Consider the following 26,339-nt stretch of genomic DNA (forward strand, 5'->3'; position numbering starts at 1 on the left):
AAGACAATCGACAAAAAGCTGAAATATATCAAAAAATTGTAGATTAACTAAACTTAGGAAATATATGTCCCAGCCATAGGGACTAAAGTTAGATTATTAAATGTCTAAATGCGGCAATGCGGTTAATTTTTACTCTGTCATTCCGGAAGTTGCTTTTATTGAAAGGTTTATTTTTCCTTGTTCATCAATTTTTATTACTTTAACCGGAACAATGTCTCCAACTTTGACAATGTCTTCGACTTTTTCTACCCGACGATCTGCCAACTCTGAAATATGAATAAGTCCTTCTTGCCCTGGCAAAATTTCAGCAAAAGCTCCGAAATTCATTATTCTGGTCACTTTAGCTTTAAAAGTCTCTCCGGATTTTACCTCATGAGTAAGATTATTGATCCATTCTTGAGCTTTTTTGGCTGACTGAGCATCAGATGAGGTGATAAAAATTGATCCATCATCTTCAATATCAATTTGCACTCCGGTTTCATCAATAATTTCATTGATAATTTTTCCTCCGGTCCCAATAACATTCCTAATCTTGTCCGGATTTATTTTTATAACAATGATTCGCGGAGCATACTCAGACATCTCTTTTCTTGGTTCGGAAATAGCAGCGGTTATTTTGCCCAGTATTTCCTTCCTGTTTTCGCTTGATTGCTCAAGAACAGCTTTCAACATCTCGATCGTTACACCATCCACTTTCACATCCATTTGGAGTGCAGTAATTCCCTTTTCTGTTCCAGCCGCTTTAAAGTCCATATCTCCGTAATGGTCTTCTGCTCCTTGAATATCCGTTAAGACTTTGAATTTTCCGTCTGCTGCGACGATAATTCCCATTGCAATTCCACTTACCGGCCTTTTAATCGGCACGCCGGCATCCATCAGTGATAAGGTGGAACCGCAAGTCGAAGCCATTGATGAAGAACCGTTAGAAGAAAGCACCTCAGAAACTAAAAGTATAGTGTAAGGAAATTCTTCTTTTGAAGGAAGCACTGGAATCAAAGCTTTTTCGGCCAAAGCTCCGTGTCCGATTTCTCTTCTCCCTGGTCCTCTCATCGGTTTGATTTCTCCCACTGAAAAAGGAGGAAAATTGTAATGATGAATATATCTTTTCTTAATATCTAGCTCCATCGTATCAATAACCTGTTCATCTCCAGGAGATCCTAGCGTTGTAATGGTAAGTGCTTGAGTTTCTCCCCTGGTAAACAATCCAGTTCCGTGCGTTCTGGGAAGTATTCCGGTTCGGCATTCAATATGCCTAATCTCATCGAGTTTTCTGCCATCCGGCCTCTTTTCGCTTTCCATTATATTCTTGTGAACAATTTCATCGGAAACTTCTTCCAAAACTTGAACGGCAATTTCTTTTAATTTTGAAGTATCTCCTTCATTATTCTGCTCAATATATTCAAAAACTTTCTTGTTTATGGCATCAACTTTTTCGGCAATAACTTTTTTGTCCACATCGTAAAGCGCATCTTCCAAATTTTCAGCCACAAGCAATTCCTTTATCTTTCCTTCAAATTCCGGCGTTCCCTCCAGAAGGGATGGCTCTGATTTTTCTTTTCCAGCCTCTTTTCTGATATCTTCGAGAAATTCCACAATTTTCCTAACCGCTTCCTGCCCGAATTCAAAAGCCTTAACAATATCTTCTTCAGAAACTTCCTTGGCTCCAGCTTCAATCATATTAATTTTATCTTTTGTTCCAGCGATAACTAAATCCAATTCGCTTTCTTTTACTTCTCCATTTACCGGATTAAGCAAAAATTGGTCGCCTATCTTTCCCACTCTAGCTGCTCCAATCGGACCGTTCCAAGGAATATTGGAAATATGAAGAGCCGCCGAACCGGCAATCATTGAAATGATATCTGTATCATTTTCTCCATCAATAGAAAGAACGGTAATTACAACCTGGACTTCATTTCTCATTCGTCCATTGAAAAGAGGTCGAATGGTTCTGTCGACCACTCTTCCAGTCAAAATCGCTTCGTCCGAAGGTCTTCCCTCCCTTTTGATAAATCTTGATCCTTTTATTTTTCCGGCAGCATAATATCTCTCTTCGTAATCCACCATCAGCGGAAAATATCCGCTTATCCGGCTGGCATTCTTGCTCATCACCGCTGTCGCTAAAACCACCGTGTCGCCATAGCGGACAGTTACTGAACCATTGGCTTGTCCCGCCAAAAGTCCGGTTTCAACTTCAAGAATCCGCCCTCCAATTTGAAGGGACCACTTTTTTTGCTCCATAAGATAGCATCACTATTTCCAGTAACGCCAATAAACACAACAACGAGTTAAAAGTTTCGAGTCTATAAAGTTTGTAAAACAACTACTTTATAAACTTTGAACTTTAAACTGATTACAGTGCCTGTTAGCTACTAAAAACAGCTTTTATAATTATTTAATTTACTGAATTGATTCTAGCATTTTAAAAGTGTTTTGTCAAAAGAATGTATTAGAAGAGTACATCTTGGACACTTTGGCATATTTTTGAGTAAACTCTATGGGTGTCAGATAATCCAAGGTTTGATGTGGACGGTTGAAATTGTATTCAATCAGCCATTCGGTCAGATTACGGTTAAAAATATTGATATCCTCAGTCATATTTCCCAGAGCAATGAATTCTTCCTGTAGCGTCCGATTGAAACGTTCACATTCCGGATTGTCTTTAGGAGTTTGAGTCCGAGAGAAATAGTGAGGAACTTTTAATTCCGTACAAGCTTCTTCAAAATATTTCAGAAACTCACTTCCGTTATCAGTTTGCAGGTTATCAAACTTACCGTCAAGCAAGTAGAACAATCTTTGCAAGAAATCTTTGGCTGATAGTGAGCTATGATTGTGATACATTCTAGCATAAGCAACCTTGGCATACTTATCAATGGCAGTTAGAATATATCGTTTCTGTCCGCTGTAATGCCGGACGATGGTATCTAAGCAGACTAAATATCCACTCTTTGGTTTTTTCTTCAGTTCGGTAATTCTTTTCTTTTTCTGGGCTTTCTGCCTCTTTTTATTGGCTTGAGATTGTTTTTTGGCGTTGTAATAAATACCGGAAGCTTCAATAATGCATTGAACTTTCCAGCTGCTGATGTTTTTGTCATCCGGATATTTCTTTTGATAAATTTTCAGTAGTTTAATTTTCCCGTAACGAATGCGGTTTTTTCGAAGCATAACCACGCGCTCGTATTGCGTACCGGTGTATTCCTTTTTTCGAGTATTCTTCGGTGCCTTAAATTCATCTTCTAATGTTCTTAAATTTGTTTCATCAAACCTCTTGCGCCAATAATACCAGAGCGATCTTGAGATTGCGAAATGCCGGCAGTTTTTCTTGGCATTGCGCTTGGCTTCAGTTTCGTAAAAGATCATCCATTTAAGTCGCTGGCAGGCCTTCTTGCTCAATTTCAGCTTCTCGGACACCTTCTGCCATCTTTCGTATTTGTTTTTGGATAACTTGAGCTGGCTGACAAAATAGTAGCCGAATTGTTTGGCTTTCATAATTGAGATATATTGGTTAATTTAACTCCCTATTGTATCATAGGGGTGTCCAATATGTATCTCATCTTCTTCAAGAAAAAGGCGTCTTAAAGACCGCCTCATAAAAACTTTATCTTGCAAATTATTTCGGATTACCCGAAAATTGCAATGAGCTTTTTAAAAAACTTGGTTTCTTACTCTTTTTTTTCGATACACACAACTCTTTCCCAAATGGGTTCGAGCGTTACCGGATCAAGCAAAGCTTCGAATATCTCCAATCCATCTTCATGCGTGTAATAAACGGGATTTCCCATTAGCGCATGCTTTCTTAAGGCTTCACGCACACCATCTTGAAATGCTTTTTCGACTTCTTTTCCATTGATTTTCATCAGTCCTCCTTTCCTGATCGTTGTCAGGATTTTTGATTATCTTAACTTTCTACTTTTTATTTCTCCCGTTTCCCGTGGAACTTTTTGTGGATGTCTTTGAGTCCTTGATTGGTCACGTGGGTATAAATTTGAGTGGTGGTGATGGAAGAATGGCCAAGCATCGCCTGGACGCTTCGGATGTCAGCACCATTGGACAAGAGATCAGTGGCAAAACTGTGGCGCAAAGTATGCGGATGAACATCTTTCACAATTCCCGCTTTGGTCGCATAGTGTTTGACGATTCTTTGAATGCTTCGTTGAGTAATTCGAAGACTTCCTTCTTTTTCTGTTTCCTTGGCACCTTTTTTGGGAAGCCTAACGAAAAGCGCGGGGTCAATATCAGTTCTTTTCTCCAAATATTTTTCCAGAGCCTTTTTGGCTGTGTCAGAAACAAAAACAATTCTCACTTTTGATCCTTTCCCCCTGACACTAAATTCCTGATTTTTAAGGTTTATTTGATCTCGATTAATACTCACTAGTTCCGAAACACGAAGTCCGGCTGAAAATAGCAACTCCAAGACAGCTCTATCTCTCAATGATTTTTTGTCTTCCCCGCTAGCCGCATTCAATAATCGTTCCAACTCTGAGGGCTCAAGAAATTCAATCATCGTCGCCGGATTTTTTCCAATCTCTATTTTCTCCGCCGACATTACCGGTACATCCCTTTTGGAAAGATACTTAAGAAAGATCCGAAGGGCAATCATATGGTAATTTTGAGTCACTCTCTTGAGTTCTTGACCTTTCTCATCCTGATATCTATTGAGATATATTCTGAATTTTCTCACGTTGTCCGGTGTAATATCCTCCGGATTCTTGATTTCCGACCACTTGAAGAAGCGTTCCAGATAATGATGGTAGTTTTCAATCGTCTTTTGGGAACGATTGCGCTCAATTTCCAAATATTCCAAAAAGTCCGTTAAAAGCTGGCTTATATTCATTTTTTTCGTTTTATTTTTTAATTTTTTCCTTTATTTAAGCCACAAACAGGCAAAACACTTTGACAGCCAATCAATCTCATGTATATACTTATAATAGTAAAAATTAGGATTTTAGCCAATAGAACAATGCCTCGTATTGTTTTTTAGTTTGTTCTTAGCTCTAAAATCATCTGGAAGGAACAAAGCTATTAGTAACTTCAGTTCTAATCTCTTTTCAAAAAATCCCAAAAAATTTGATATAGACAGAATTCAATCAAAGGTTCACTTTTATCAAAAAAGAGTGGCCGATTTCATCAAGAGGCATCGCACCATTAGAATTCTTCACATTCTAAGAAACTACTCTGCGCTTATGGTGGTAGTTTCTAGCTCTCTTTTGGTTACTTCTACAAACCTTGCAAAAAGTAGCAACTCCAATGGATTTTTATCCGGTTACTTTAACATCGACAATAAAGAAAACCCAAGGATAAGCAGCCAGGAAAACAGAAAAAATAATTTAGCTTTTGTTCCTCTGGCAAAAGTTCCAACTTCAGTTAATCCGGATATTAAAGAAGAATCAGATAATGAAAACCTATCTTTAGTTGGGGGACAGGCTCTGACAGCAAATTTTGGGAGTCCGCTTAAGGACCCAGAAGAAAATGGCGGAGTTAAAATTTATGAAGTAAAATCGGGAGATACTGTAAGTGGCATAGCAACTGCAAACAATATCACAATCAACACTATTCTTTGGGCAAATGATTTAGATAATGTTGATTCCATAATGCCAGGAGATAAAATATTCATTCTCCCGATAGCAGGACTTTCCTATACTATTAAAAAGGGGGATACGATAGAATCAGTCGCCAGTAAATATAAAGCCGATAAAGACAGAATAATAAGTTTTAATAGTTTGCCAGCAGACGGACAATTAACCGAAGGGGAAGAAATAGTAATTCCGGACGGGCAGAAAGAAATTCCGCAAACTACCCCGGGAACGCCTGCTGAAACTGGAATAGAAAGGAGGCAGTATGCAACATCCACTGGAGGAGCTCCGGCTGTTTCAGGGTTCAAAACTCTTAGCGGCAGAGCGGGAACAGGCCACATTTTCCCCTATGGTTATTGCACTTGGTATGTTGCTCAAAAAAGATATGTTCCTTGGGGAGGAAATGCCGGTACTTGGTTATACCATGCTAAGTCTGCCGGATATCAAACTGGAAAAACTCCGCGAGTCGGATCTATTATGGTTTCTTCAGAATCTTGGTGGGGTCATGTTGCTATAGTAGAAAAAGTTAGCGGAGGATCATTTACTGTTTCTGAGATGAATTACAAAGGATGGGCAAAAACCAGCAGACGAACCATTCCAACATCTAGCAGAATAATAAAAGGATTCATCTACTAACAAAAAACTTTCCTTTATTGGACAGCTTTTTGTTAATTTGTTAAATATTTTGAATATTATATAATCAAACTATGGTGGATCTAACTGGGCAACAAATTTTTCAATTTCTTTCACATTATGGTTATTGGATCATGCTTCCTTTAATGATTATTGAAGGTCCAATTATAACTATAATTGCCGCCATGCTTGCTAAATTAGGAGCTTTTAATGTCTTCATTGTTTTTATTTTTTCAGTTCTAGGAGATATTTTTGGGGATATAATTCTTTACGGGCTAGGATACAAGTTCGGAATGACCTTCGTGAGAAGATTTGGAAAATACATGGGAATCACAGAAAAACTAGTTTTAAAGATGGAGAACTATTTTAAAAATCATGGAGGAAAAACGATTTTTACCGTGAAAGCGACTACCGGACTTTGCTGGGCAACTTTTACCGCTGCCGGAATTGTAAAAATGGATTTCAAAAAATTTGTGAAATATTCATTTTGGGGCGGATTAGCCTGGAGCGGACTTTTGGTAGCTTTGGGGTATTTTTACGGATATATGTGGGCAGAACTCCGACATTACATCGAATGGGCCGGCTGGATAGCAATCACATTGGCAATAATTTCAATTGCATCAGTCCAAACATACAAGAGCTATCGATCTAAAAAAATATTGCTGAACAATTGCAAATAATCTTATTTTTAATCAAACAATAAAATTCAGGTTGCAAGCCCTGTTTTTTTGTCTAAAAATATGATACTTTTATAATTATGAACACCAAAAGAGCTAGCAAAATCATATCCAAAGCCAATAGCATACTCCTCGAAGATCCTAAGGTTTTATACAAAAAAGAGAAGGAATTCCTTAACCAGCCTTTCTATTTTGAAGGAACCAATGGCAAAGGGGTTCTGCTTATTCACGGATGGACGACTACTTCCTATGAGCTAAGGCGCCTGGGAAAATACTTGAACGAGTTTGGTTATACTGTCTCTGCCCCTCTTCTTCGCGGACACGGAACAGTCCCGAAAGACTTGGAAAATGTAAAATGGGAAGACTGGATGGAAGATGTTGAAATTGCTTATAACAAACTGAAATCAAATTGCAACAATATTTATGTCGGAGGGACATCGATTGGATCATGCCTTACGATAATGCTGGCCAAAAAATATCCTGAAATTTCAGGCTTGTTGCTCATGGCAACGCCTTACAAAATACGCTTTGAAAAAATACTAATTCCCCTTTCGAGATTAATGAGAAAAATAAGAAGCTACCATAAAAAATATTATCCCCCGACTTTTGGCGCAGCAAATACAATCACTCGTCTGATATCGTATCAATCCTATTCCGTAGGAAGCGCGCTAGAAACATTAAAATTGGTTCAGGAAACAAGAAAAAATATTTCTTTCATTAACCAACCTGCTTTTTTAATTCAGTCTCTTAGCGATCATGTCGTTTCCAAAAATAGCTTGAAAAAAATTTACAACTCAATCAGTTCAAAAACAAAAAGGAAGAAATATATCAAAAGAGCTTACCATACTTTTATCTCCGATATCAAAAACGAAAGTGTTTTTGAAGAAATATTGGAATTTTTTAATGAAAATTGATGAACATAGCAATCTTCACGAATAATTATCTTCCTAATCCTTATGGAGTAACAGGATCCATTGAAAGCTTCCGGAAGCAATTTGAAAAATCAGGGCATACTGTTTACATTTTTGCGCCGAATTGCAAAGATTACAAAGATAAAAATTCAAACGTGTTTCGCTATCCATCATTGGACATTCAATACAAAATTAAATTTCCGCTGGCAATTCCCTATTCTCGAAAGATAGATAGAATTATTGATAACCTAGAGCTTGACATTATTCATTCTCAGCATCCCAATCTCCTGGGTTCGGCCGCTAAAAAATGGACTGGAATTAAAAACATTCCTTTGGTTTTTACCTGGCACACTTTATATGATCAATATGCTCACTTTGTGCCGCTGATACCCAATAAAATAGCTTCAAAATATATAATAAATACCGCAGTTAAATATGCTACCTGCGCAGATTTTATAATAACTCCGACTGATTCAGTAAAAAAAATAATCCAAAAATGGGGGGTCACAAATAAAAATATTAAAGCCATTCCAACCGGCATTGAAGAAGAATTATACCAGAATGCAGATAGAAATAAAATTAGAAATAAGTTTAATATCAAAGATGATGATATTTTGTTAATTTTAGTTTCCAGAATTTCTCAGGAAAAAAACATTGAGTTTCTTTTTCAAGCGATAAAAAAAGTGCTGAAAGCGGACAGTCCGCTCTCAAGCGGACTGTCCGCCAAAAGAGTTAGATTTCTGATTTGCGGAGATGGATATTTGCTTCCAAAATTAAAAAAAATGACCAGAGAAAATGATTTGAAAAACAAAATTAATTTTGAAAGCATAGTTCCAAAAGAAGAACTAAAAAATTATTATGCCGCCGGAGATATTTTTGTCTACGCATCAAAATCGGAAACTCAAGGAATGATTATTTCTGAAGCAATGTACTGCGGTCTTCCAATTGTTGCTGTTAATGCTCCCGGAGTTTGTGATTTGGTACAAAATAATGTTAACGGATTCTTAACTTCAGAAAATAAAGGCGAATTTGCAAGTGCTGTTCAAAAATTAATTGATGATAAAGAATTGAGAAATAAATTTTCCGCTGAGTCTAGCAAAATCGCCAAAGAAAATTTCACCGACAAAATTTGCGCCGAAAAAATGTTAAAGGTTTACGAGTCTTTAGTGAAAAAATGATACTAAATAAAAAATTCTATCAAAAAAGCACTTTGGAGACAGCTCAGAATTTACTAGGCTGTTTTTTGGTGAGAAAAATTGGAAATAAGATTATAAAAGGAATAATTACCGAAACGGAAGCCTATATTGGTGAGGATGACTTGGCTTGTCATGCCTCAAAAGGACGGACTCCCCGAACAGAAACTATGTATGGCGAATCAGGCCACGCTTACGTCTATATGATCTATGGGATGTATCATTGTTTAAATATCGTCACGGAAAAGAAAGGCTTTCCCACCGCAATTTTAATTAGATCAATAAAAATTGATGGCTTGGATTACAAAAAAACCGATGGTCCGGGAAAACTTTGCAAATTTTTAAAAATTGATAGAAAATTAAATAATTGGAATATTACTAAAAAAGAAAGGCTTTGGATAGAAAAACCTGCCCAAAATTTTTCAAAGAAAAATATTGTGGCGGGCAGACGAATTGGAATTGACTATGCTAAACATTGCAAAGAATATCCTTGGAGATTCCGTGTCAAAGAGAAATAAATAATTTTATTTGAGGTAATAATTAATATAACAACTAATCAAAAAACTATGGAGAAAAAAACACAGGAAAACCTCGCCAAGGCGTTTGTGGGAGAATCGCAAGCTAGAAATAAATATACTTATTTTGCTTCCGTCGCCAAAAAGGAAGGATTTGAACAAATCTCAGCTATTTTTCAAGAAACGGCTGATAATGAAAAAGAGCATGCCAAAAGAATTTTTAAGCTACTGGGAGAAATAACCGTTGAAGTGCCAGCTTCCATTATGGGAGGATTGGGAGACACTAAAGCGAATTTAAAGCACGCCGCCGAAGGAGAAAAATATGAATGGGGAACCATGTATCCGAATTTTGAAAAAGAAGCTCGAGAAGAAGGAGAAATTGAAGCCGCCGACTTTTTCCGAGAAGTAGCCGAAGTGGAAGCCCAGCACGAAAAAAGATATTTGAAGCTTCTGGAAAATGTGGAAAACGGAAAAGTATTCAAAAAAGATACACCAATGAAATGGAAATGCCGTAATTGCGGATACGTTTATGAAGGAATCGAGGCTCCGGTTAAATGTCCTACTTGCAAGCATCCGCAAGCTTATTATGAACTGCTGGCGGAAAATTATTAACAATTAATTAAATTATATGAACAAGATATATAAATGCAATATTTGTGGAAACATCGTTGAACTTCTGCACGTTGGAGGAGGAGAACTTGTCTGTTGTGGAAAACCAATGGATCTCCTAGAAGAGAAAACAAAAGAAGTTGAAGGGATGGAAAAACATGTTCCGATTATTGAAAAAACAGAAAATGGAATTAAAGTTAAGGTTGGATCGATTGAACATCCGATGGAAGAGGCGCATTATATCGAATGGATTGAAATAAATTTTGACGGGAAAGTGGAGAAAAAATTTCTCCATCCGGGAGAAAAGCCAGAAGCAGAATTTAATGTCAGCCCGGATCAGATTATCGCCAGATGCTATTGCAACGTCCATGGACTTTGGAAAAACTAGAAAAATAAATAACTTCCTTGAAAAAGCCCGCTAAGGGCTTTTTCTCTGGACAAAATATATATTTTATATATAATAAACAATGTGTTTGAAATAGCTTCTAGACAAGCGGGCTTGCCCGCCGAAGCGAAGCGCAGGCGGGTATCGTATAGTGGTTATTATATCAGTTTTCCAAACTGAGGAGGGGAGTTCGATTCTCCCTACCCGCTCAGATAAAAAAGTTTCAATCCAATGAAACTTTTTTGTTGCCTAATCGTATCAGTATTAGCTGGGAAAAATTCAAATTTTATGCTATTCTAATGATTCTTATGTACAATTTCCATTCGGAAGAAAAAAATAATTCTATCTTAAACCAAAAAATTCCAACCCTCTGGCTTGTTTTAGCTTTAATTCTAGCTTCTTTCTTTACATCCATCTTTGTAATTAACACTTTTTATGAAACATATGAGACTCCGCGGTTAGCAACAACAAAAAAACCAGTGAAGAAACCAATGGCTTTTGAAAAAATTGAAAGACCTGTGCCAAAGCCGGTATCTATGGAGCGACTGAAAAAACAGGGATGCGTGGCTGATGGACTGCTTTCGGAATATAATCCTGACCGCGAACAATATATTTCCCTCATCAACCGATCCAATTGCTACTATCTGCACCGCGCCGTGGAAACTTGGATGGCGCCTCCAGATTTCGAAACCATAGAATACGTTATGAATCGCATTTCCAAGAAAGATGTTGTTTATGGAATATTTATTGCGGAAGCTTTGAAGGAAAACGCTAATTATTTCTATCCGGATGAAAATCGTAATTTTGATTTTAAGAAAATGTGCCAAGCAGGCAGTGAAAATATTTGGGGAGAACATTCCTGCAAGGCCGACTTTGGAAGCGGAGAATACAGAGCCTATCTTAAATATATAACCCATCGCGCTATTGATTCGGGGATTCAGAGTTTTACATTCGGACAAATTTATTTCCAGCAAGGAGGCGGCGGGGACAAGATAGCTGATGTCATTAAGGAAATGCGATCATACGCCAAAAAGAAAAAAACCAATATTGTTATTGGAGCCCAAACCGGAAAAATAACCAACCAAAAATTAATTTCTCTTTTCGATTATATTGAAGGAGGAACAGGAATTGATAGCGACGGAAATCTGCCTCAAGGACCATGCCTTGACCGTTGGGGAGGATGCTGGGCTCTTCTTTGGAACGAAACATATTCAAAAAACGCAAAAAATGTTCTTCTCCATCTTGATTGGAGCGGAATTAAAAGCGATGACCTTGATATTTTTTCCCGGATGGACCGAGAAAAAAGAGCCGAAACGCTAAAAAATCTGTATTCCTATTTTTCTTCTAAAAATATGGGATTTCTGATGCCATTTTTCGGAGTGCTGGATAAAGAAAATGGCGGATGTTATGGCCCAAAAAAAAGATTCTATTCTCCTGATAATAATTATTCCTGTAAAGACGAGGATGCGATTAACTCAATTATAAAACAATAATCTTATTCAATACAGCAATCAATCGCTTTTTTTACTAGCAATCCTAATTTCCCCATAAAGCCTTTTTTCTCTTCGTCGTGTTTATTCAGAGCATCGTCATCGATTTTTTTAATTCCTTCGGTATCTATTACTTTCATGTTTATTCCCCAAAATAGTGAATACAAATCAAAAGCCTTTTGAAATAAACTTTGAGCATCCTCTTTCCGGCCTATGCCTTGTTGTTTGGTCCCTACTTCCATAAGTCGCATTGAAGCAGCCAACAAGTGTTTGGAAATGCACCATTCTTCACCTTCGGGATTTTTTACTATTTTTCGAAGTAATTCGCCTCTCATCTTGCGTACCTCTTGCAATAAATCAAAATACTCAACCTTTCCGGTTTTGGCTCCGGTAAAGAAAAAATGCTCTTCGATACTCACTAAATTCATAACAGCGATTGATAGATCTTGATCGCTTGATAAATCTAGCTTATCTTGCTTTTTCATTTGGTCGACTCTTTGAATAAGTTCATTCAAATTTTTAAAAGGATTCTTGTTTTCTGACATATTATTAAATTTATTTAGTTAGTTACAAAATAGAGAATAACACTAAAAATAGCTAAAAATCCAACTGGCATTACTACTTTTTGAAAAGGAAAGTAGGCTTTGCCGTTATTTTCCTTTTTCAGTTTTTGATACCACAGAACGCTTGCTAAAAACACGATGCTTCCTAGAATAATTCCAAAAACAAGCTTGTCGATGCCCCATATTTTGTTGAAGTAATGTCCAACTATTCCCTTCCAATACAAAGGAGCTATTATTATCAAGTAATATCCTGTTGTAATTAATATTTTTCTTCCTTTAAATCTAAGGTCTCTTTTATTCATCCAAATAATTGTCCACATTATACTGGAAACAATCAAAGCTCCTACCCAAATTCCGGTTACAGTATCATCTATTCCCAACCATCTGGAAAGTCCCACTCCCGCCCCCACTGCTATAGTGCAAACCGGGCAAATTGCCTTAGCGCTATTGGAAAACATCGCGAAGGAAAAAATTAGACTAGCAATTGAAATTAACAATTTTTTCATTATTGCTGTTCGCCCAATTGGCTTTTTAAGAAATTAATTATATCCGCATCCCCACTAAAACACTTCCCGCTGTTCCATAAAAACGGAACTCCTAATTCCTTTGTATCGATCCCGCATTCTCCAGCTTTTTCTTCCATTAATTTTGCATTATTTTTCTCATAAAAAATTTCTAGTTCATCAAACTGTATTTTTTCTTTAACCTTATTTTCCTGAATGAACTTATCCACATTCTCGCAATGAGGACAACCCTTCCAGTAAAATAAAATTATATTAGCATTTTTTTCTCCAGTATCGATTTTTTGGGAATTGTCGTTTTTATTTTTAAAAGCAAAGAATGCTATCCCTCCGATGGCGATAATCACCAGCATAACAATAAATATTTTTTTATTCATCTTTATTCATTCAATAATTACTAATCAATTTTAAACTTTTTTCCTTCTTTTAGCAATATTGCTTGATGCCCGCTTTTTTGCTAATCTTACAATATGAGTAAATTCTATAAACTATGCTTTTTCATTGTACTTTTTGGATCTTTTTTGGCTTTAATGATATATTTTTCACCTTCGATAAAAAAGGAAATCTTAGCGGAAAAACAAGCAGAAAACAACGAAACTGCGCCAGATGTTAAAAATAACGAGACTGAGGATACTGGTGCCAAAGATAAAAATATCGTTAAAGATGCTGAAAATGCAGATCTTTCAAACAAAACTGATTTGAAAGAAGATGAAACATCCAATTTGGAAAAAATAGCAGAGCCGAAAAACAGCTTTGAAATAAAACAACAGCTGGTAAGCTGGGGCTATTCTCTTTCTAAAAACAGAAATATTGATACAATAATCATCCACTCTTCCTACAATGCGCTCGGTGGTGATGTTTATGGCTTAGCTAAGCTTATCGAAGAGTACAAGTCATATGGAGTCTCTCCTCATTATCTCATCGATAGAAGCGGAAATATATACCAACTAGTATCGGATCAAAATATCGCTTACCATGCCGGTGAAAGCAAAATGCCGGATGGCAGAACCAATGTCAACAATTTCTCTTTGGGAATAGAAATAATGACAACAGAAAATGATAACCCCTCCAATGCACAATACTCATCCCTGATGAGCCTAATTGGCCAAATTAAGAAAAACCACAAAATAACCAGTATTCTTGGACATAATCAGATTGCTCCGGGAAGAAAAACCGACCCTTGGAATTTTAATTGGAACAAGATTGATTCAGTTAAATAGCTAAAAACTATGAATTTAAGAATTATTTTAGAAAACAAAAAGACAACCATTGAACTAAAAGAAAATAGAAAAATTATTGATGCTCTTGATATAAACGACATTAATAATTTATCAAAAATGTTACTAAAAAATATAGATTCTCTTCTTAAAAAAAATAAGATTCGAAAAGATCAGATAAAAAAAATTTCGATAAGGAGTGCTATCCCAAATTCATATACTTCCAGCCGAATTATAAAGAGCTTTAAGAAAACTTGCGATTTTGCGTTAAACCTAAAGTAGACACTGCTTGTATTTGTGATATAATTTAGATAGATTCGTCAATGAGCTATTCAGCTGAATGAAAATAAAAAAAATAAAAATAACTCTTTTGATTTTTACAGGACTCATCGTTTTCAGTTTTGCCGTTTTTGCTTTGGCCCAGGAGAACTCTTCTACTGATAAAAATATATTTTTGGATTCCGATCAGGATGGTCTGACAAATGAGGAAGAAAAATCCTATGGAACAGATCCCCATAAAGCGGATACTGACGGTGACGGCTATTCCGACGGAGTAGAAATTAGAAGCGGCTATAATCCCTTAAAGCCTGGCCCTAATGACAAGATTATTACCGAAAAAATTGGTTCGGGACAAGTTGCGGGAGTAGTAACCCCAGCAAACGATTCAATTACAAACGAAGAAAATCTAACTGAAGAATTAGGGATAAAAGCCACAGCCCTTTTAAACCAAAGTGCAGAAAACAACACTAATATTAAAATTGAGGATCTGGACAGCATTGTTCAACAAACTACCGAAAAAAAACTCACCTTCAATGACTTGCCCGAGATCGACAAAAGCACAATAAAAATAAAAGAGCAGAATTATTCCAAGCTTTCTGAAGCAGATAGGACTGCCAAGGAAAAAGATGATGCGCTCCAATATTTAACTGCCATCGGATACATAGTAACCACAAATTCTCCTCAATCACTTCAAACTCAGGATGACATTCAAAAAATATTCAACGACATACTCAATAGCATGACCCAATTTTCCAATGATACCAATGCTGTTCCTGAGTATTTCACCGATCTTGCTGAAAAAGGAACTTCTACGCTAGAGCAGATGAAAGATATTGAAGTTCCTGAATCAATGCTTGATTTTCATATTAAAGGATTGCAAATGGCAAATTATGCTATTTCGCTTAAAGATGAAACCGCTAAACAAAACGATGATCCAGTTGCTATGATTTTGTCTATATCAAAAGTAAGTAATCTATTATACCTAACAGAATCGTACGTCAGTGAAGCTTCCAGCAAAATAACTTCTTTAGGAATAAATTAAACCAAACAAATAACCTATAACATCAGAAATAAAAAGCGCAATTATGTCAACCCGGGCATTTCTTTCAAAAAAAATTATTAGCATCGTTTTATTTCTTGGAATTAGCCTTGCTCCGCATTTTTGCCATGCATTTTGGCCGGCTGATTGGGCTTTAAATGCGCAAATGACGGTAATGCTAGAAACAATGCAACAACAGATTTTAGGAGCAACGATGGGAGCCCTTAAGCAAGCAGCAATCCAAACTGTAAATCAAACGGTTAACAACGCTATGTCTCAAATTACTGGGGAAAAGGGACCGAGATTCATCGTTAATTGGGATGATTTTATCATTAGCGAGCCTCTAGACAAAGCTGAATTGTATATGAATGATTTTTTTTCCAGCGTAATCAGAGGAAGAGGGAGTAGCTCTAACTATTCAGGATTCGGAAGCGAACTTGCAATGGGAAACAATTTTACCGGCAGTAAAGTAGCTGGAGCAAGCATACTAAAAGAGGGCGTCGTTGCAGGAAATTTTACTTCAGACAGTCTTAGAGGAAACTATCTAGGCTCTCTTGAGGAAGAAGCAAAAAATCTTACTGTAAACGCGACTATTCCCGTTTGCGATATTACCAACGCTTCCGGAATGTTTAGCGGAAAAGATTGGAAAGTATTTAGCGGAGTAATCGGCAAAGACACTTGCAATAAATTCGGTTTTAATAATATTTCTACGAGCATATATCTATCTCAAATATCCTCTCAGCAAGAAATCGCAAAAACCAAATCAGTTGCCTATCAAGGATTTAACGCGACGACATCAGGAGGTCTTGTAATAACTCCGGGATCAACCATAGCTGCCATCCAAGCTCAAGTCGAAGATTTACCTAATAAAGTACTCGCTGCTGCCAAAAGCGCCCCTGAGATAATAACCTCTCTTGTTACCAGACTAGCCACAAAAACCATTCAACAAGGAATAGGCCAGGCACAGCAATATGTTCAAAAAGAAATAAACAACAATGTCAACAACTATTCTCAACAGATTAAAAACCTTAACCCGGGAGAAAAATACCAATCGAAATACTAAAACAAAAGTTTCTTAGACAACAAAAAACGGCTTCGCCTTGGCGAAACCGTTTTTGTTTTTGCGAATCTGTGCAGACTCGAACGGAAGACGCTAGACGAGACAAGGCCTCACCGCAGAACAAATCCCTTTAATGCCAACAAAACACTCTAATTTATCCCCCACTATTTAGGTGGGTGTATCCCGACTCGAACGGGAGACCTTTACGATGTCAACGTAACGCTCTAACCAACTGAGCTATACACCCAAAATATTGATGGCGGGGAACTGAGCCGAGCTAAAGATTCTTATGCTTCTTCCGGCTCGGGTAATATTTTTTTGATAGTCGATTTTTCTGGAGCAACTTCTTTTATTTTTTCCTCCTCCTTAACAGTCGCTATTTCCCTAAAAAACAAAAACCAGGTTGTTTGACAGAAAACTTGAAAAATTGAATTTGCTAAAAATAAAATAACAATAAATACAAAAATGCCCAAAGAAACAGCTATAACAACTCCTATTTTTGCCAATGTAAAATACAGAACAATTCCAACTAATAAAAAAACTGTTCCAATGGATAAAAGCGCAGTTACTATTAAAATAAACAAGGCAATATTTATCGGAATAAAAAATAAAGCCATAACAATACTTGGAATTATATTTTTTCTGAAAATCTGATATCCATTTTCAATTGAAGCTTTAATCCCTAAATTAGAAAGAACAACATAATAAATTGAGTATTTTCCGATGAAGCTGGCTAAAACCACTAAGGGAATAAAGATAGCAAGCGCAAAGAATGCAGAAAATGCTCCCAAAACGAAAGCTCTGGCAGAAAATAGAAGTGTAATAGGAATAGCCAAAACAACAAGAAGCACGAAAATAAAAAATCCTAAAATTAATCCGATAGCCAGAATTTTCCAAAAATATTTTTTTCCTTCTCTGAATCCTTCCTTGAAATTTACGCTTAATTTTTTTTCTACTTTGTCTAGAGCTTTAATCAATCCAGCTTTGGCTATTAACTTTAAAATAATAAGAGCTAAACACATCATTACAACAAATACAATAAACCCTGCGACTAGTTGCCAGTGCTGATTTAAAAAGTTTCTAAATTGTTCTTCATTTTCTCCTGCCTTTTTGCTCCATTCGCTGTTTCCTGGAAAATTAAACCTTGTTCCTCCGCCTAAAAACAGAAGCAATCCGAACCACCAGAGATATTTGTTTTCCCAGGTAATTTTCCAGGATTTTTTAATTATTTCCAGGTAGTTTACTTCTTTCATTTTTCCAACTTGTCCGCCGAAGTTTTTTGGCCTGCAAAGCTTCGACAAATAAATTAACGCGGGTGGATTAACTGATCGAATTCTTCTTTTTCGATGGTTTCTTTTTCAAGAAGAGTATCCGCAATGCTTTTGAGCATTCCGGATTTTTCTTTGATTATTTTTTCCGCGGTTTTATACGCCTCATTAATAAATCTAGAAATCTCTCTGTCTATTGATTGGGCGGTATTCTCTGAATAATTTTTTTCTTCATTTATTTCTTTGCCTAGAAATATAAGCTCTTCCTTTTTTCCAAATGTTCTGGGACCCAATTCGCTCATTCCATACCTAGTAATCATTTCTCTGGCCATCTGAGTTGCTCTTTCCAGGTCATTAGAAGCTCCTGTGGTAATGTCATCAAACTTCAATTTCTCGCTTACATATCCACCGAGCAAAACTCCAAGTTCATCAATGAAGTATGACTTAGAATGAAGCCTTCTGTCTTCTGTCGGAACCGCCATTGTATATCCTCCAGCTTGTCCTCGAGAAATAATAGAAACTTTCTGGACCGGATCAGCGTTAGAAAGAAAACTAGCCAGCAAAGCATGCCCGGCTTCGTGATAAGCAATAACTTCTTTTTCTTTTTGATTAATTACCCTGCTCCTTCGTTCCGGACCTAAAATTACTTTTTCGATAGATTCAGCAAGTTCAGACATCTCTATAATTTTCTTTCCCCTTCTGGCAGAAAGAATAGCCGCTTCATTTACTAGATTAGCCAGATCTGCTCCAGAAAAACCCGACGTTCTTTCTGCTATAGTTCTCAGCGCTATATTTTCACTAAGCGGTTTTCCCTTAACATGAATTTTTAAAATAGCTTCTCTTTCATTTATATCCGGAAGGTCAAGCACCACTCTTCGATCAAACCTTCCCGGCCTAAGCAATGCCGGATCAAGAACATCCGGTCTATTGGTCGCCGCAATAACAATTACATTGGTCTCGCTTTCGAATCCGTCCATTTCCACCAAAATTTGGTTAAGCGTCTGTTCTCTTTCATCATGTCCTCCGCCTAATCCTGCTCCACGATGCCTTCCAACAGCATCAATTTCATCGATAAAGACAATAGCTGGAGCACTTTTTTTTGCTTGTTTAAACAAATCCCGAACCCGGCTGGCTCCCACTCCAACAAACATTTCCACAAATTCAGAACCGCTAATATTAAAAAATGGCACTCCCGCTTCTCCGGCCACTGCTTTGGCCATAAGTGTTTTTCCTGTTCCCGGAGATCCTAGAAGCAAAACTCCCTTAGGAATTTTGGCTCCAATCGCCAGAAATTTTTTGGGATGCTTTAAAAATTCCACGATTTCTTTAAGTTCCTCCTTAGCTTCTTTGGCTCCCGCCACATCTGCAAAGGTAACTCGTTTTCTTTTGTCTTTTGGGTCAATCATTCTGGCTTTACTAAGCCCAAATGAAAGAGCCTGTGAATTTCCTCTCTGCGCCTGCCTCATCATAAACCAAATAAAAGCTCCGATCAAAATAAACGGCAACAGAAAAGGAAGGATGGATGTTAGCCAAAAACTAGCGGATGATTCTCCCTTTATTTGAACATCAACTTCCTGCAATTTGTCCGTATTTACTGAATAATTTTTAAGAGATTCGGTCAGCGAACTTTCTGATTCCTTAGTAGCTTTTTGTTTCGTTTCATCTTGAAGTTCTACCTGAAGATCATTGCTAGATACGGTTATTTGCTTTACTTTTCCGTCATTAATCTCGGATACCAATTCACTTAGCCCGATATCCTGAGGTTTTTGAGCAGGAGCATTATATAAAATAAATATTCCTGATATTATCAGAAAGACAAGAATGATTATTGATACGTTTTTTATAAGCTTTTCCATTTTGGTTATTTTAAAATATTAATTTATCTTCGCCAAATTCAATCTATCACCTTTCCTGGTTAGTTTCAACCCTTGAAAGGAGAACCTTTGATTCTTGCTTTTAGTACTTTTAATAATCTTTAATATTTCCTCAACGTGTGATGATTCAATATTTTTCAAGTCTCCCTTTACGAACTCAATTTTTTTTAAAATCATTCTTTTTTGCAAAGCTGGATGAAGTTTTAAAATCCAACTGGCTCTTAGAACCTCGAGCTTGTTAAGCTGTTTTCCCGATAATTCCGAAATTAAAGACATGTCTTCGAAAATATTTAGCGTGGAATCAAAAATTGTTTTCTTTATGTTGGGATTAAAATTCTTCTCAAGGATTGGAATCAATTTGTTTCTAACCTTATTCCTGAGAAATATATCCTCCTTGTTTGTTTTATCTGTCCTATATTTTAATCTTTCGTTTTTTAAATATTCTGAAATTTCTTTTCTTGAAATTCCGAGAAGCGGACGAATAATTTTATTATTTTTATATTTCATTCCGGCTAGTCCCTGAAGTCCTGCTCCCCGGATAAGATGAATTAAAAAAGTTTCCACTTGGTCATCTTGATTGTGGGCTACGGCAACTAGATCATAATTCAATTCTTTTCTGATTTTTTCAAAAAAATCATAGCGGATATTTCTTAGAATCTCTTCACTAATATTATTTTTTTTAAAACCCCCTATTTTTAATACACTTAGCCCAAACGCATAGTTATCTGCTAAATTTTCAACTATTTTTTCATCCTTATCCGAATCTTTTCCTCGAAGAGCATAATTTACGTGGACAATATGCAATTCTATTTCAGATTTTTCTTTTATGCCAGCCAAAATATCCAAAAGACAGACGCTATCCGGTCCGCCGGAAACACCAACAACAATCTTCGAAGTTCTTCCCCAAAGATTATTCAAGCTGGCAGTATTTTGAATTGTTTTAATTAGATTCGTCATCATCCATTTTTAATTTTATGAAATCCATGACTTTTTTAAACACTTCTTGGATAGTAAGATTAGTGGTATCAATAACTAAATCGTAGTTTCTATCATCTCGAATGTTTATTCCATAAAATTTTAAATATCTTTCATCATCCATTTTTTTTCGCTTATTAAGACTCTCTTCAACTTTTTTTATTGAATCAAGTTCAGCCCCTTCATTTCTGTTATTCTCTTTTTGAAGTTCCAGAAAAACTCTCTCGGCAGATTTTTTGCTATCAACTCTAAAATAAACTTTGATTGATTTTGGAATAAAGTACCACGCCGTCCTGCTTTCAACTATGAAATCTTTTTCTTTATTCGACAGATCTACCAAATAATCATCTACCAATTTGTCAATAGTCACATCGTCAGTTATTCCTGCATGCAATTCTTCCAGCGTAATATTTTTCTCTTTCGCTATATCTCGAAATATCTGACCCATATAATATCTAGGGTAGTCTAGTTTCTTGGCTACCATTTGAGCAATGGTGCTTTTTCCGGATCCATGATCCCCATTAAAAGAAACAATCATAAAATTTTTGTATTTTAATTATCTTTTGATTATAATCAAAAATGGACGCGATGTCCATTCTTGAAAGGTTACCTATTCGATCTTATTTCTCTTCCTTTTTAGCTTCTTTTTTGACAGATTTTCCTCCTTTTTTATCCTTTTTTTCTTTCTTGTCTTCCTTTTTGTCTTCTTTTTTTTCTTTCTTTTCTGCCTTTTTCTTTTTTTCTTCTTTAATCAGCATTAGTCCCATGCGATGTCCCTTTGGCTCAATGGAAAGAATTTTCCATTCATATTTCTCTCCAGCCGTAAGAACTTCCTCCATTTTTCTTTCCGGATAAACTTCTCGAAATTCACTTACATGAGCTAGTCCGTGAATGTCTTTGTCCAGATACACAAATGCTCCGAAAGGATTGATTTTATCAACCTTGCCTTCAACGGTGTCTCCCACTTTGTATTTCTTTTCAATTTCACCCCAAGGATCTTTTTTGAGAGCCTTCATAGAAAGAGAGATCCTGGTATCATCAATTCCAATAATTTGAGCCTCTACCCTGTCTCCGGTTTTCGCTACTTCTCTCGGATTATCAATAAGCTGCCAAGCTAACTCTGAAATATGCACCAGACCCTCTAGCTTGTCAGTTTCGTTTTGAGAATCTTTTTTGGCAGGCGGCAAAAATTTAACAAAAGCGCCAAAATCAACTACTCCGCTAATTTCTCCCTCAACCACATCACCGATTTGAAGCTGAGAAACAACTTTTCTTTCTTTTTCACTCATCGCCGCTTTTTCGCTGACAATCAGCTTTTCAGCATCTCTGTCGGCATCAATTATCTTTACATTAATTTCTTTTCCTACCAATCTTTTGAGAAGTTCCAAAATCTTATTTTTGTCTCCATCTTCAACTCTTGGATAATGTTCACTGGAAAGCTGAGAAACAGGCAAAAATCCATTAATTCCGTTAAGTTCAACCAAAAGCCCTCCTCTATTAGCATCCGATACCTTGGTTGCCACAACATCTTGCGTATCCTTTTTGGATTCCAAATCATCCCATGATTTTCCATAGGATGCTTCTCTGATTGATAATTCAATATATCCATCTTCATTTTCAATATCAACAAGAGTCGCGCTTACTTTATCTCCTTTTTTTATTTTATTGACGCCTAACCCATCTTTGACTTCTTTTCCCAGAACAATTCCGGTTCCGAGAGGATCCAAGTCAAGCAAGATGTAATTGGAATAAACTTCAATTACTTTTCCTTCCAAAACATCTCCAATATTAGGAACTTGGATCGGATTTGCATCCAGAAGTTCTTCCATTGAAGATATCTTTGTACCGCTTTTCTTTTTTGAACCTTTTGCATCCTTGTCTTCTTTTATTTTATCGACTTCTTCAGCCAATTTGTCTAAAATATTCGCCATCACTACAAATATACAAATTTTCTACAAATCTACAAATAATCTGTACCAATTTGCATTTTTTAATAATTAAATATACAGCACCTACAAATTACAATTTTATAAAAATTTGCTCACGTTCTTTAAGTTACAAATTTGTATATTTGTAATTGATTTGTAATTCGTAGTAACAAAAAAATTCCCTAAAAATAGGAAACTACCAAGAAACGAACCCAAGGATTAAAACCATCCTTTTTATTCAATTTTCCTAATAATTAACCTTAGAATCAGCTTACCATTCTATGCTCATTTAGTCAATGTTTTTGAGAAAAACGTTAAAATCTTCCGGAAGCGGAGCTGAAAACCTGAATTTTTTCCCGAAAAGAGTAAAGTCAGTTTCTTCAGCATGAAGAAGCTGTCTTTTTGCCAAAATATTAGCTTTTATTGACTTTAACTTATATAATTTGTCTCCCACAACTGGATGCCCGATAGAAAAAAGGTGAATTCTGATTTGATGCATTCTTCCGGTCAAAGGACGAGCTTCCACCAAAGAATAGCTGTTAAATCTTTTGAGCTGCTTGTATTCCGTTACTGCGCCTCGAACCTTGGTTTTTGTCTTGGCTCCGGCAATGGATTGTTTTTTATAACTTTCCGATCTGGCAATGGCTTTAGTTATAATTCCCTTTTTATCTTTAAGTTGTCCATAAACAATAGCGACATATTTTTTGTGAATCTTTCTTTCCTGAAACATTTCCTTAAGCTCATCGAAAGTTTTTTGATTTCTGGCAATAATCATAACTCCGGAAGTATCCTTATCGAGTCGATGAACAATTCCCGGACGAAGATATGCTCCCAGCGATTCATCGTGCACATCTTTGATTTCCGGAAATTTTGAAACCAAAGCATTGGCCAAAGTGTTTTTTCTTTCATTGCTGTCGGGATGAACTTGGATTCCGGCTTGCTTGTTGATAACGATTATATTGTCATCGCTATAAATAATGTTTAGTTTTATTCCATCATTCGGGATTACTTCCTCTCTTTTAAAAGAAACATTGGATTCGATTTCATCATTTTCTTTGAGCTTGTAGCTAGGTTTTATGATCTCTTTATTTACTAAAATTTTTCCTTCTTTAATATTTCTGATTATTTCACCTCGGCTCAGCGAAAAAAATTCCTGCGCCAGGAACTTATCAATTCGGACTCCAATATTATTTTCGGCAACTTTAATTATCTTCATAAGATTTTTGTGCCCAGGAGAGGACTCGAACCTCCAATCCCTTGCGAGAACTAGCTCCTAAGGCTAGCGCGTATACCAATTCCGCCACCTGGGCATTTCTTATTTTATAATACTTCTCAATCTATTCGCTTCTTGCTCAACCGGACCGCTATTATCATACTCTCCATGATGGCGAGTTTCATCTCCGTAAGTATTCTTCTTCTGATCCAAATGCAAATTTGCTATAAGATTAGCGTCTTCCAAATGGCAATAGATATGAAATCTGGGATAACCGCTTCTGGCCATTGGTAAAACAAAGCTCATTTCGTTGCCTTCGTTTTTTTGAAAAATATATCCCGCTCGCCTGAAAACGCTTACCGGACTTTCTTTAATTTTTTCGAAAACTATTTTCATGTCGGGACACTGAGAATCGAACTCAGTCTACACGAACCCGAATCGTGTGTACTACCGGTATACTATGTCCCGTGACTAAATTATTTCCTCAGAAACTTTTTTAAGCAGCTCAACTACTTTATCATTTTTTCGCAATTTGTCCACTGTTCTAATTATCTCTTTTTGATTATTTCCTATTCCAACTTGCTTTGACAAAAAAACTCCGATTGAATCATCATCTGGCTTTCTTTTGATATAACTGGCCAAAATTGAATACCACAATTCAAATGTTTCTTGCAAAATATCTATTCCGGTTGAAATAATCGGAACATCGTTGAAATAATCGTTTAATTTTTCCCAATTGCCATATTCTTCATAAACCAACTCATCTTCCAGCATCTTGGCCGGCTGATTGCAAAATTCTTCAGTGTACTTCAAAGAATAAAAATCATACTTATTCAAAATTTCCTCTCTTCGCATATCGCAATATAAATGAAATTTCCATCCGGCTTCGAATGCGGTTAAATTTTCAAAATTCAAATCAACCGGATAAAAATGAAGATGTGTGTCTTTTCTTTTTATATTTCCATCAACTCTTCTAATATCGGGAAAGGTTGTTCCCAAAATAAACTCGTCCTTCTCGTCTGCGAGGAGATCGTATTTTTCAAAAAATTTTTTAGCGTACACAACGTGCGCAATTTGCGATGCCATAAAATTATTTAAATAATTTTTTGCACGTATCGCAGTCTATGTTCATCCACTTTTCAATAAATTTCTTTGTTATTTCTATATTATCTGGAACAAGTATCGATTTGCAGCATATCTTTTTGCATTCAGAGCACACAAGGCTGGATTTTTTAGTATTATTTTTTATGTTTTTCTTAAGTAGCTGGCAGTTTGATTTTGCACAATAGCCATTTTTCACAGGAAATTTCCTGCAGCAATTAAAGCGTTCTTTGTAAATAATACATTTGTTGTTTTTCAAATAAGGACAAACAATTTTTTTATATCCGCTCGATCTTTTTATTATTTCCATTATCCATTTATTTTCCATGTGGACGACACAAGATTCGAACTTGTGACCTCTTCGATGTGAACGAAGCGCTCTAACCAGCTGAGCTAGTCGTCCTCTAAATTACAATTCTATACGCTTTTCCACAAAATTTCAAATATTCTCTGAATTTCTCGGCAATGTGTTCCAGAGCAAATTAAAAGTCAATTTTTGCAAATCGGCTAATTCTTTCGATTCAATGATGATTGCCATTTTTTCTTTCCAAGAAGCAATTAAAATTTTATTGTTGTAAATATTTACTTCTGGAGAAAAAGTAGCTTCTTCTGGCAAAAATCTCGTGTCCCTCATTTCTTCTTGATTGTATGTTGATCTTTCGATGGATAATTTATTTTTTGGAACAATAGCGCGGATAAATATTTTCTTTTCGGCTCTTCTTTTATAATATTCCGGAAAAAAATTTGGCAAACCCTCATGCATTGTTTCGACATTGGCATAAGCTAAAATTATTTCTTTGGACTCTAAAGTGTCTTCATAGGCTTCGCGCATCCCCTTCTCGCCTTCAAAAAATTGGACTTTTGGCTTAGTGGAATAAATATTCTGAAGAGAAACAAGCTGAGGCAATAATTCAGACACCTTTTGCTTCTGTTTTTCCACTTCTTTAACCTTTTCTTCTTTTTCCCGATCGAGATAAGTTAAAAGATGTTTGGGTTCAAGAGCGTTGAAATAGGTTGACGCTCCTTTTTTGTATTTGCTAATTAAACCTTTTTGAAGTAATTCGTCACAAATATTATATATCGTGGTCCTGTTTAGGCCTGTTTTTCGTGATATTTCCTTGGCTTTGGCCGATCCAAGTTCAAGCAAAGCCAGATAGATACCGGTTTCTTTCTCTGAGAAATTAAGTTGTTTTAGCAGTTCTTTTATCATTAGTTGTGGAAAATATTTCGACATTTTTAGTATATTAAATAAAGCAAAAATTGTCAATATTGGCAATTAATTTTAAATGCTATTCCACTCTATTTGACAATTTATTGT

Annotated in this window: 28 protein-coding genes and 4 tRNA genes; 13 read left to right on the plus strand and 19 right to left on the minus strand. The window is 36.2% G+C overall.

What is annotated here, in order from left to right; genetic code table 11:
* Nucleotides 1–129 precede the first annotated feature (129 nt).
* From pnp to xerA, 4 genes are all read right to left on the minus strand, one after another.
* Nucleotides 130–2,238: a polyribonucleotide nucleotidyltransferase gene (pnp, locus tag WC906_00440; GenBank protein MFA5776905.1), complete on the minus strand. Its 2,109-nt coding sequence runs from the start codon at nucleotides 2,236–2,238 to the stop codon at nucleotides 130–132.
* Between the two features lie 195 nt (nucleotides 2,239–2,433).
* Nucleotides 2,434–3,486 carry an integrase core domain-containing protein gene (locus tag WC906_00445; protein ID MFA5776906.1) on the minus strand — a complete coding sequence of 351 codons (1,053 nt, stop codon included), beginning with the start codon at nucleotides 3,484–3,486 and terminating at the stop codon, nucleotides 2,434–2,436.
* A 173-nt stretch (nucleotides 3,487–3,659) separates the two neighbouring features.
* A complete protein-coding gene (locus WC906_00450; protein ID MFA5776907.1) occupies nucleotides 3,660–3,854 on the minus strand; it encodes a hypothetical protein in 195 nt (64 codons plus the stop codon).
* Between the two features lie 56 nt (nucleotides 3,855–3,910).
* A complete protein-coding gene (gene xerA, locus WC906_00455; GenBank protein MFA5776908.1) occupies nucleotides 3,911–4,831 on the minus strand; it encodes a site-specific tyrosine recombinase/integron integrase in 921 nt (306 codons plus the stop codon).
* A 148-nt stretch (nucleotides 4,832–4,979) separates the two neighbouring features.
* Between xerA and WC906_00460 the strand changes: the two genes are divergently transcribed.
* From WC906_00460 to WC906_00500, 9 genes are all read left to right on the plus strand, one after another.
* Complete coding sequence (locus WC906_00460; GenBank protein MFA5776909.1) at nucleotides 4,980–6,206, plus strand: LysM peptidoglycan-binding domain-containing protein; 1,227 nt, start codon at nucleotides 4,980–4,982, stop codon at nucleotides 6,204–6,206.
* Between the two features lie 143 nt (nucleotides 6,207–6,349).
* Nucleotides 6,350–6,883 carry a DedA family protein gene (locus WC906_00465; GenBank protein MFA5776910.1) on the plus strand — a complete coding sequence of 178 codons (534 nt, stop codon included), beginning with the start codon at nucleotides 6,350–6,352 and terminating at the stop codon, nucleotides 6,881–6,883.
* A 77-nt stretch (nucleotides 6,884–6,960) separates the two neighbouring features.
* On the plus strand, nucleotides 6,961–7,794 hold the full coding sequence (locus WC906_00470; GenBank protein ID MFA5776911.1) for an alpha/beta fold hydrolase: 834 nt from the start codon (nucleotides 6,961–6,963) through the stop codon (nucleotides 7,792–7,794).
* Nucleotides 7,794–8,969 (plus strand): glycosyltransferase, encoded by a 1,176-nt coding sequence (locus WC906_00475; protein MFA5776912.1) that lies wholly within the window; start codon nucleotides 7,794–7,796, stop codon nucleotides 8,967–8,969. Before WC906_00470 ends, WC906_00475 begins: the two co-directional genes overlap by 1 nt.
* Nucleotides 8,966–9,502 (plus strand): DNA-3-methyladenine glycosylase, encoded by a 537-nt coding sequence (locus WC906_00480; GenBank protein MFA5776913.1) that lies wholly within the window; start codon nucleotides 8,966–8,968, stop codon nucleotides 9,500–9,502. The genes WC906_00475 and WC906_00480 overlap by 4 nt, the downstream gene beginning before the upstream one ends.
* Nucleotides 9,503–9,550: 48 nt before the next feature.
* Nucleotides 9,551–10,111: a rubrerythrin family protein gene (locus WC906_00485; protein ID MFA5776914.1), complete on the plus strand. Its 561-nt coding sequence runs from the start codon at nucleotides 9,551–9,553 to the stop codon at nucleotides 10,109–10,111.
* A gap of 16 nt (nucleotides 10,112–10,127) precedes the next feature.
* Nucleotides 10,128–10,496, plus strand: coding sequence for a desulfoferrodoxin (locus WC906_00490; GenBank protein ID MFA5776915.1), 369 nt, complete (start codon nucleotides 10,128–10,130; stop codon nucleotides 10,494–10,496).
* Between the two features lie 134 nt (nucleotides 10,497–10,630).
* Nucleotides 10,631–10,702: transfer RNA gene (locus tag WC906_00495), tRNA-Gly, on the plus strand.
* Between the two features lie 99 nt (nucleotides 10,703–10,801).
* Nucleotides 10,802–11,986, plus strand: a complete 1,185-nt coding sequence (locus WC906_00500; protein MFA5776916.1) for a hypothetical protein — start codon at nucleotides 10,802–10,804, stop codon at nucleotides 11,984–11,986.
* A 2-nt stretch (nucleotides 11,987–11,988) separates the two neighbouring features.
* Here WC906_00500 and WC906_00505 read toward each other — a convergent pair whose 3' ends face one another.
* The 3 genes from WC906_00505 to WC906_00515 are packed head-to-tail and all read right to left on the minus strand — an operon-like array spanning nucleotide 11,989 to nucleotide 13,444.
* Nucleotides 11,989–12,528, minus strand: a complete 540-nt coding sequence (locus tag WC906_00505; protein ID MFA5776917.1) for a hypothetical protein — start codon at nucleotides 12,526–12,528, stop codon at nucleotides 11,989–11,991.
* Between the two features lie 14 nt (nucleotides 12,529–12,542).
* Nucleotides 12,543–13,052: a hypothetical protein gene (locus WC906_00510; protein MFA5776918.1), complete on the minus strand. Its 510-nt coding sequence runs from the start codon at nucleotides 13,050–13,052 to the stop codon at nucleotides 12,543–12,545.
* A complete protein-coding gene (locus tag WC906_00515) occupies nucleotides 13,052–13,444 on the minus strand; it encodes a hypothetical protein (GenBank protein ID MFA5776919.1) in 393 nt (130 codons plus the stop codon). The genes WC906_00510 and WC906_00515 overlap by 1 nt, the downstream gene beginning before the upstream one ends.
* A gap of 93 nt (nucleotides 13,445–13,537) precedes the next feature.
* On the opposite strand from WC906_00515, the gene WC906_00520 reads away from it, so the two are divergent.
* From WC906_00520 to WC906_00535, 4 genes are read left to right on the plus strand one after another with little or no spacing between them, the layout of a single operon-like run.
* On the plus strand, nucleotides 13,538–14,287 hold the full coding sequence (locus tag WC906_00520; GenBank protein MFA5776920.1) for a peptidoglycan recognition family protein: 750 nt from the start codon (nucleotides 13,538–13,540) through the stop codon (nucleotides 14,285–14,287).
* A gap of 9 nt (nucleotides 14,288–14,296) precedes the next feature.
* Nucleotides 14,297–14,566, plus strand: a complete 270-nt coding sequence (locus WC906_00525; protein MFA5776921.1) for a hypothetical protein — start codon at nucleotides 14,297–14,299, stop codon at nucleotides 14,564–14,566.
* Between the two features lie 58 nt (nucleotides 14,567–14,624).
* Nucleotides 14,625–15,605: a hypothetical protein gene (locus tag WC906_00530; GenBank protein ID MFA5776922.1), complete on the plus strand. Its 981-nt coding sequence runs from the start codon at nucleotides 14,625–14,627 to the stop codon at nucleotides 15,603–15,605.
* A gap of 43 nt (nucleotides 15,606–15,648) precedes the next feature.
* The gene (locus tag WC906_00535) at nucleotides 15,649–16,665 is read left to right on the plus strand and encodes a hypothetical protein (protein MFA5776923.1); all 1,017 of its coding nucleotides are present in this window, start codon (nucleotides 15,649–15,651) and stop codon (nucleotides 16,663–16,665) included.
* A gap of 170 nt (nucleotides 16,666–16,835) precedes the next feature.
* Here WC906_00535 and WC906_00540 read toward each other — a convergent pair.
* The 12 genes from WC906_00540 to WC906_00595 form a co-directional block, all read right to left on the minus strand.
* Nucleotides 16,836–16,909 (minus strand) — tRNA-Val (locus WC906_00540).
* 40 nt (nucleotides 16,910–16,949) lie between these two features.
* Nucleotides 16,950–17,915: a hypothetical protein gene (locus WC906_00545; GenBank protein MFA5776924.1), complete on the minus strand. Its 966-nt coding sequence runs from the start codon at nucleotides 17,913–17,915 to the stop codon at nucleotides 16,950–16,952.
* Nucleotides 17,916–17,968: 53 nt separating this feature from the next.
* Nucleotides 17,969–19,786: an ATP-dependent zinc metalloprotease FtsH gene (gene ftsH / locus WC906_00550; GenBank protein MFA5776925.1), complete on the minus strand. Its 1,818-nt coding sequence runs from the start codon at nucleotides 19,784–19,786 to the stop codon at nucleotides 17,969–17,971.
* Between the two features lie 18 nt (nucleotides 19,787–19,804).
* Entirely contained in the window at nucleotides 19,805–20,764 is a 960-nt protein-coding gene (tilS, locus tag WC906_00555; GenBank protein ID MFA5776926.1) for a tRNA lysidine(34) synthetase TilS, read from the minus strand.
* On the minus strand, nucleotides 20,745–21,317 hold the full coding sequence (locus WC906_00560) for a cytidylate kinase family protein (GenBank protein MFA5776927.1): 573 nt from the start codon (nucleotides 21,315–21,317) through the stop codon (nucleotides 20,745–20,747). Before WC906_00560 ends, tilS begins: the two co-directional genes overlap by 20 nt.
* A gap of 82 nt (nucleotides 21,318–21,399) precedes the next feature.
* The gene (locus tag WC906_00565; protein ID MFA5776928.1) at nucleotides 21,400–22,710 is read right to left on the minus strand and encodes a S1 RNA-binding domain-containing protein; all 1,311 of its coding nucleotides are present in this window, start codon (nucleotides 22,708–22,710) and stop codon (nucleotides 21,400–21,402) included.
* A 286-nt stretch (nucleotides 22,711–22,996) separates the two neighbouring features.
* The gene (locus WC906_00570) at nucleotides 22,997–23,923 is read right to left on the minus strand and encodes an RluA family pseudouridine synthase (GenBank protein ID MFA5776929.1); all 927 of its coding nucleotides are present in this window, start codon (nucleotides 23,921–23,923) and stop codon (nucleotides 22,997–22,999) included.
* A 10-nt stretch (nucleotides 23,924–23,933) separates the two neighbouring features.
* Nucleotides 23,934–24,017, minus strand: a tRNA-Leu gene (locus tag WC906_00575).
* Between the two features lie 5 nt (nucleotides 24,018–24,022).
* On the minus strand, nucleotides 24,023–24,316 hold the full coding sequence (locus WC906_00580) for a hypothetical protein (protein ID MFA5776930.1): 294 nt from the start codon (nucleotides 24,314–24,316) through the stop codon (nucleotides 24,023–24,025).
* Nucleotides 24,317–24,391: 75 nt separating this feature from the next.
* Entirely contained in the window at nucleotides 24,392–25,006 is a 615-nt protein-coding gene (locus WC906_00585; protein ID MFA5776931.1) for a hypothetical protein, read from the minus strand.
* Between the two features lie 344 nt (nucleotides 25,007–25,350).
* Nucleotides 25,351–25,424 (minus strand) — tRNA-Val (locus tag WC906_00590).
* A 36-nt stretch (nucleotides 25,425–25,460) separates the two neighbouring features.
* A complete protein-coding gene (locus WC906_00595; GenBank protein ID MFA5776932.1) occupies nucleotides 25,461–26,231 on the minus strand; it encodes a helix-turn-helix domain-containing protein in 771 nt (256 codons plus the stop codon).
* Nucleotides 26,232–26,339 lie beyond the last annotated feature (108 nt).

It is taken from the genome of Parcubacteria group bacterium (genome assembly GCA_041657845.1).
In the GTDB taxonomy this organism is placed as follows: Bacteria; Patescibacteriota; Minisyncoccia; order Moranbacterales; family JAKLHP01; genus JAKLHP01.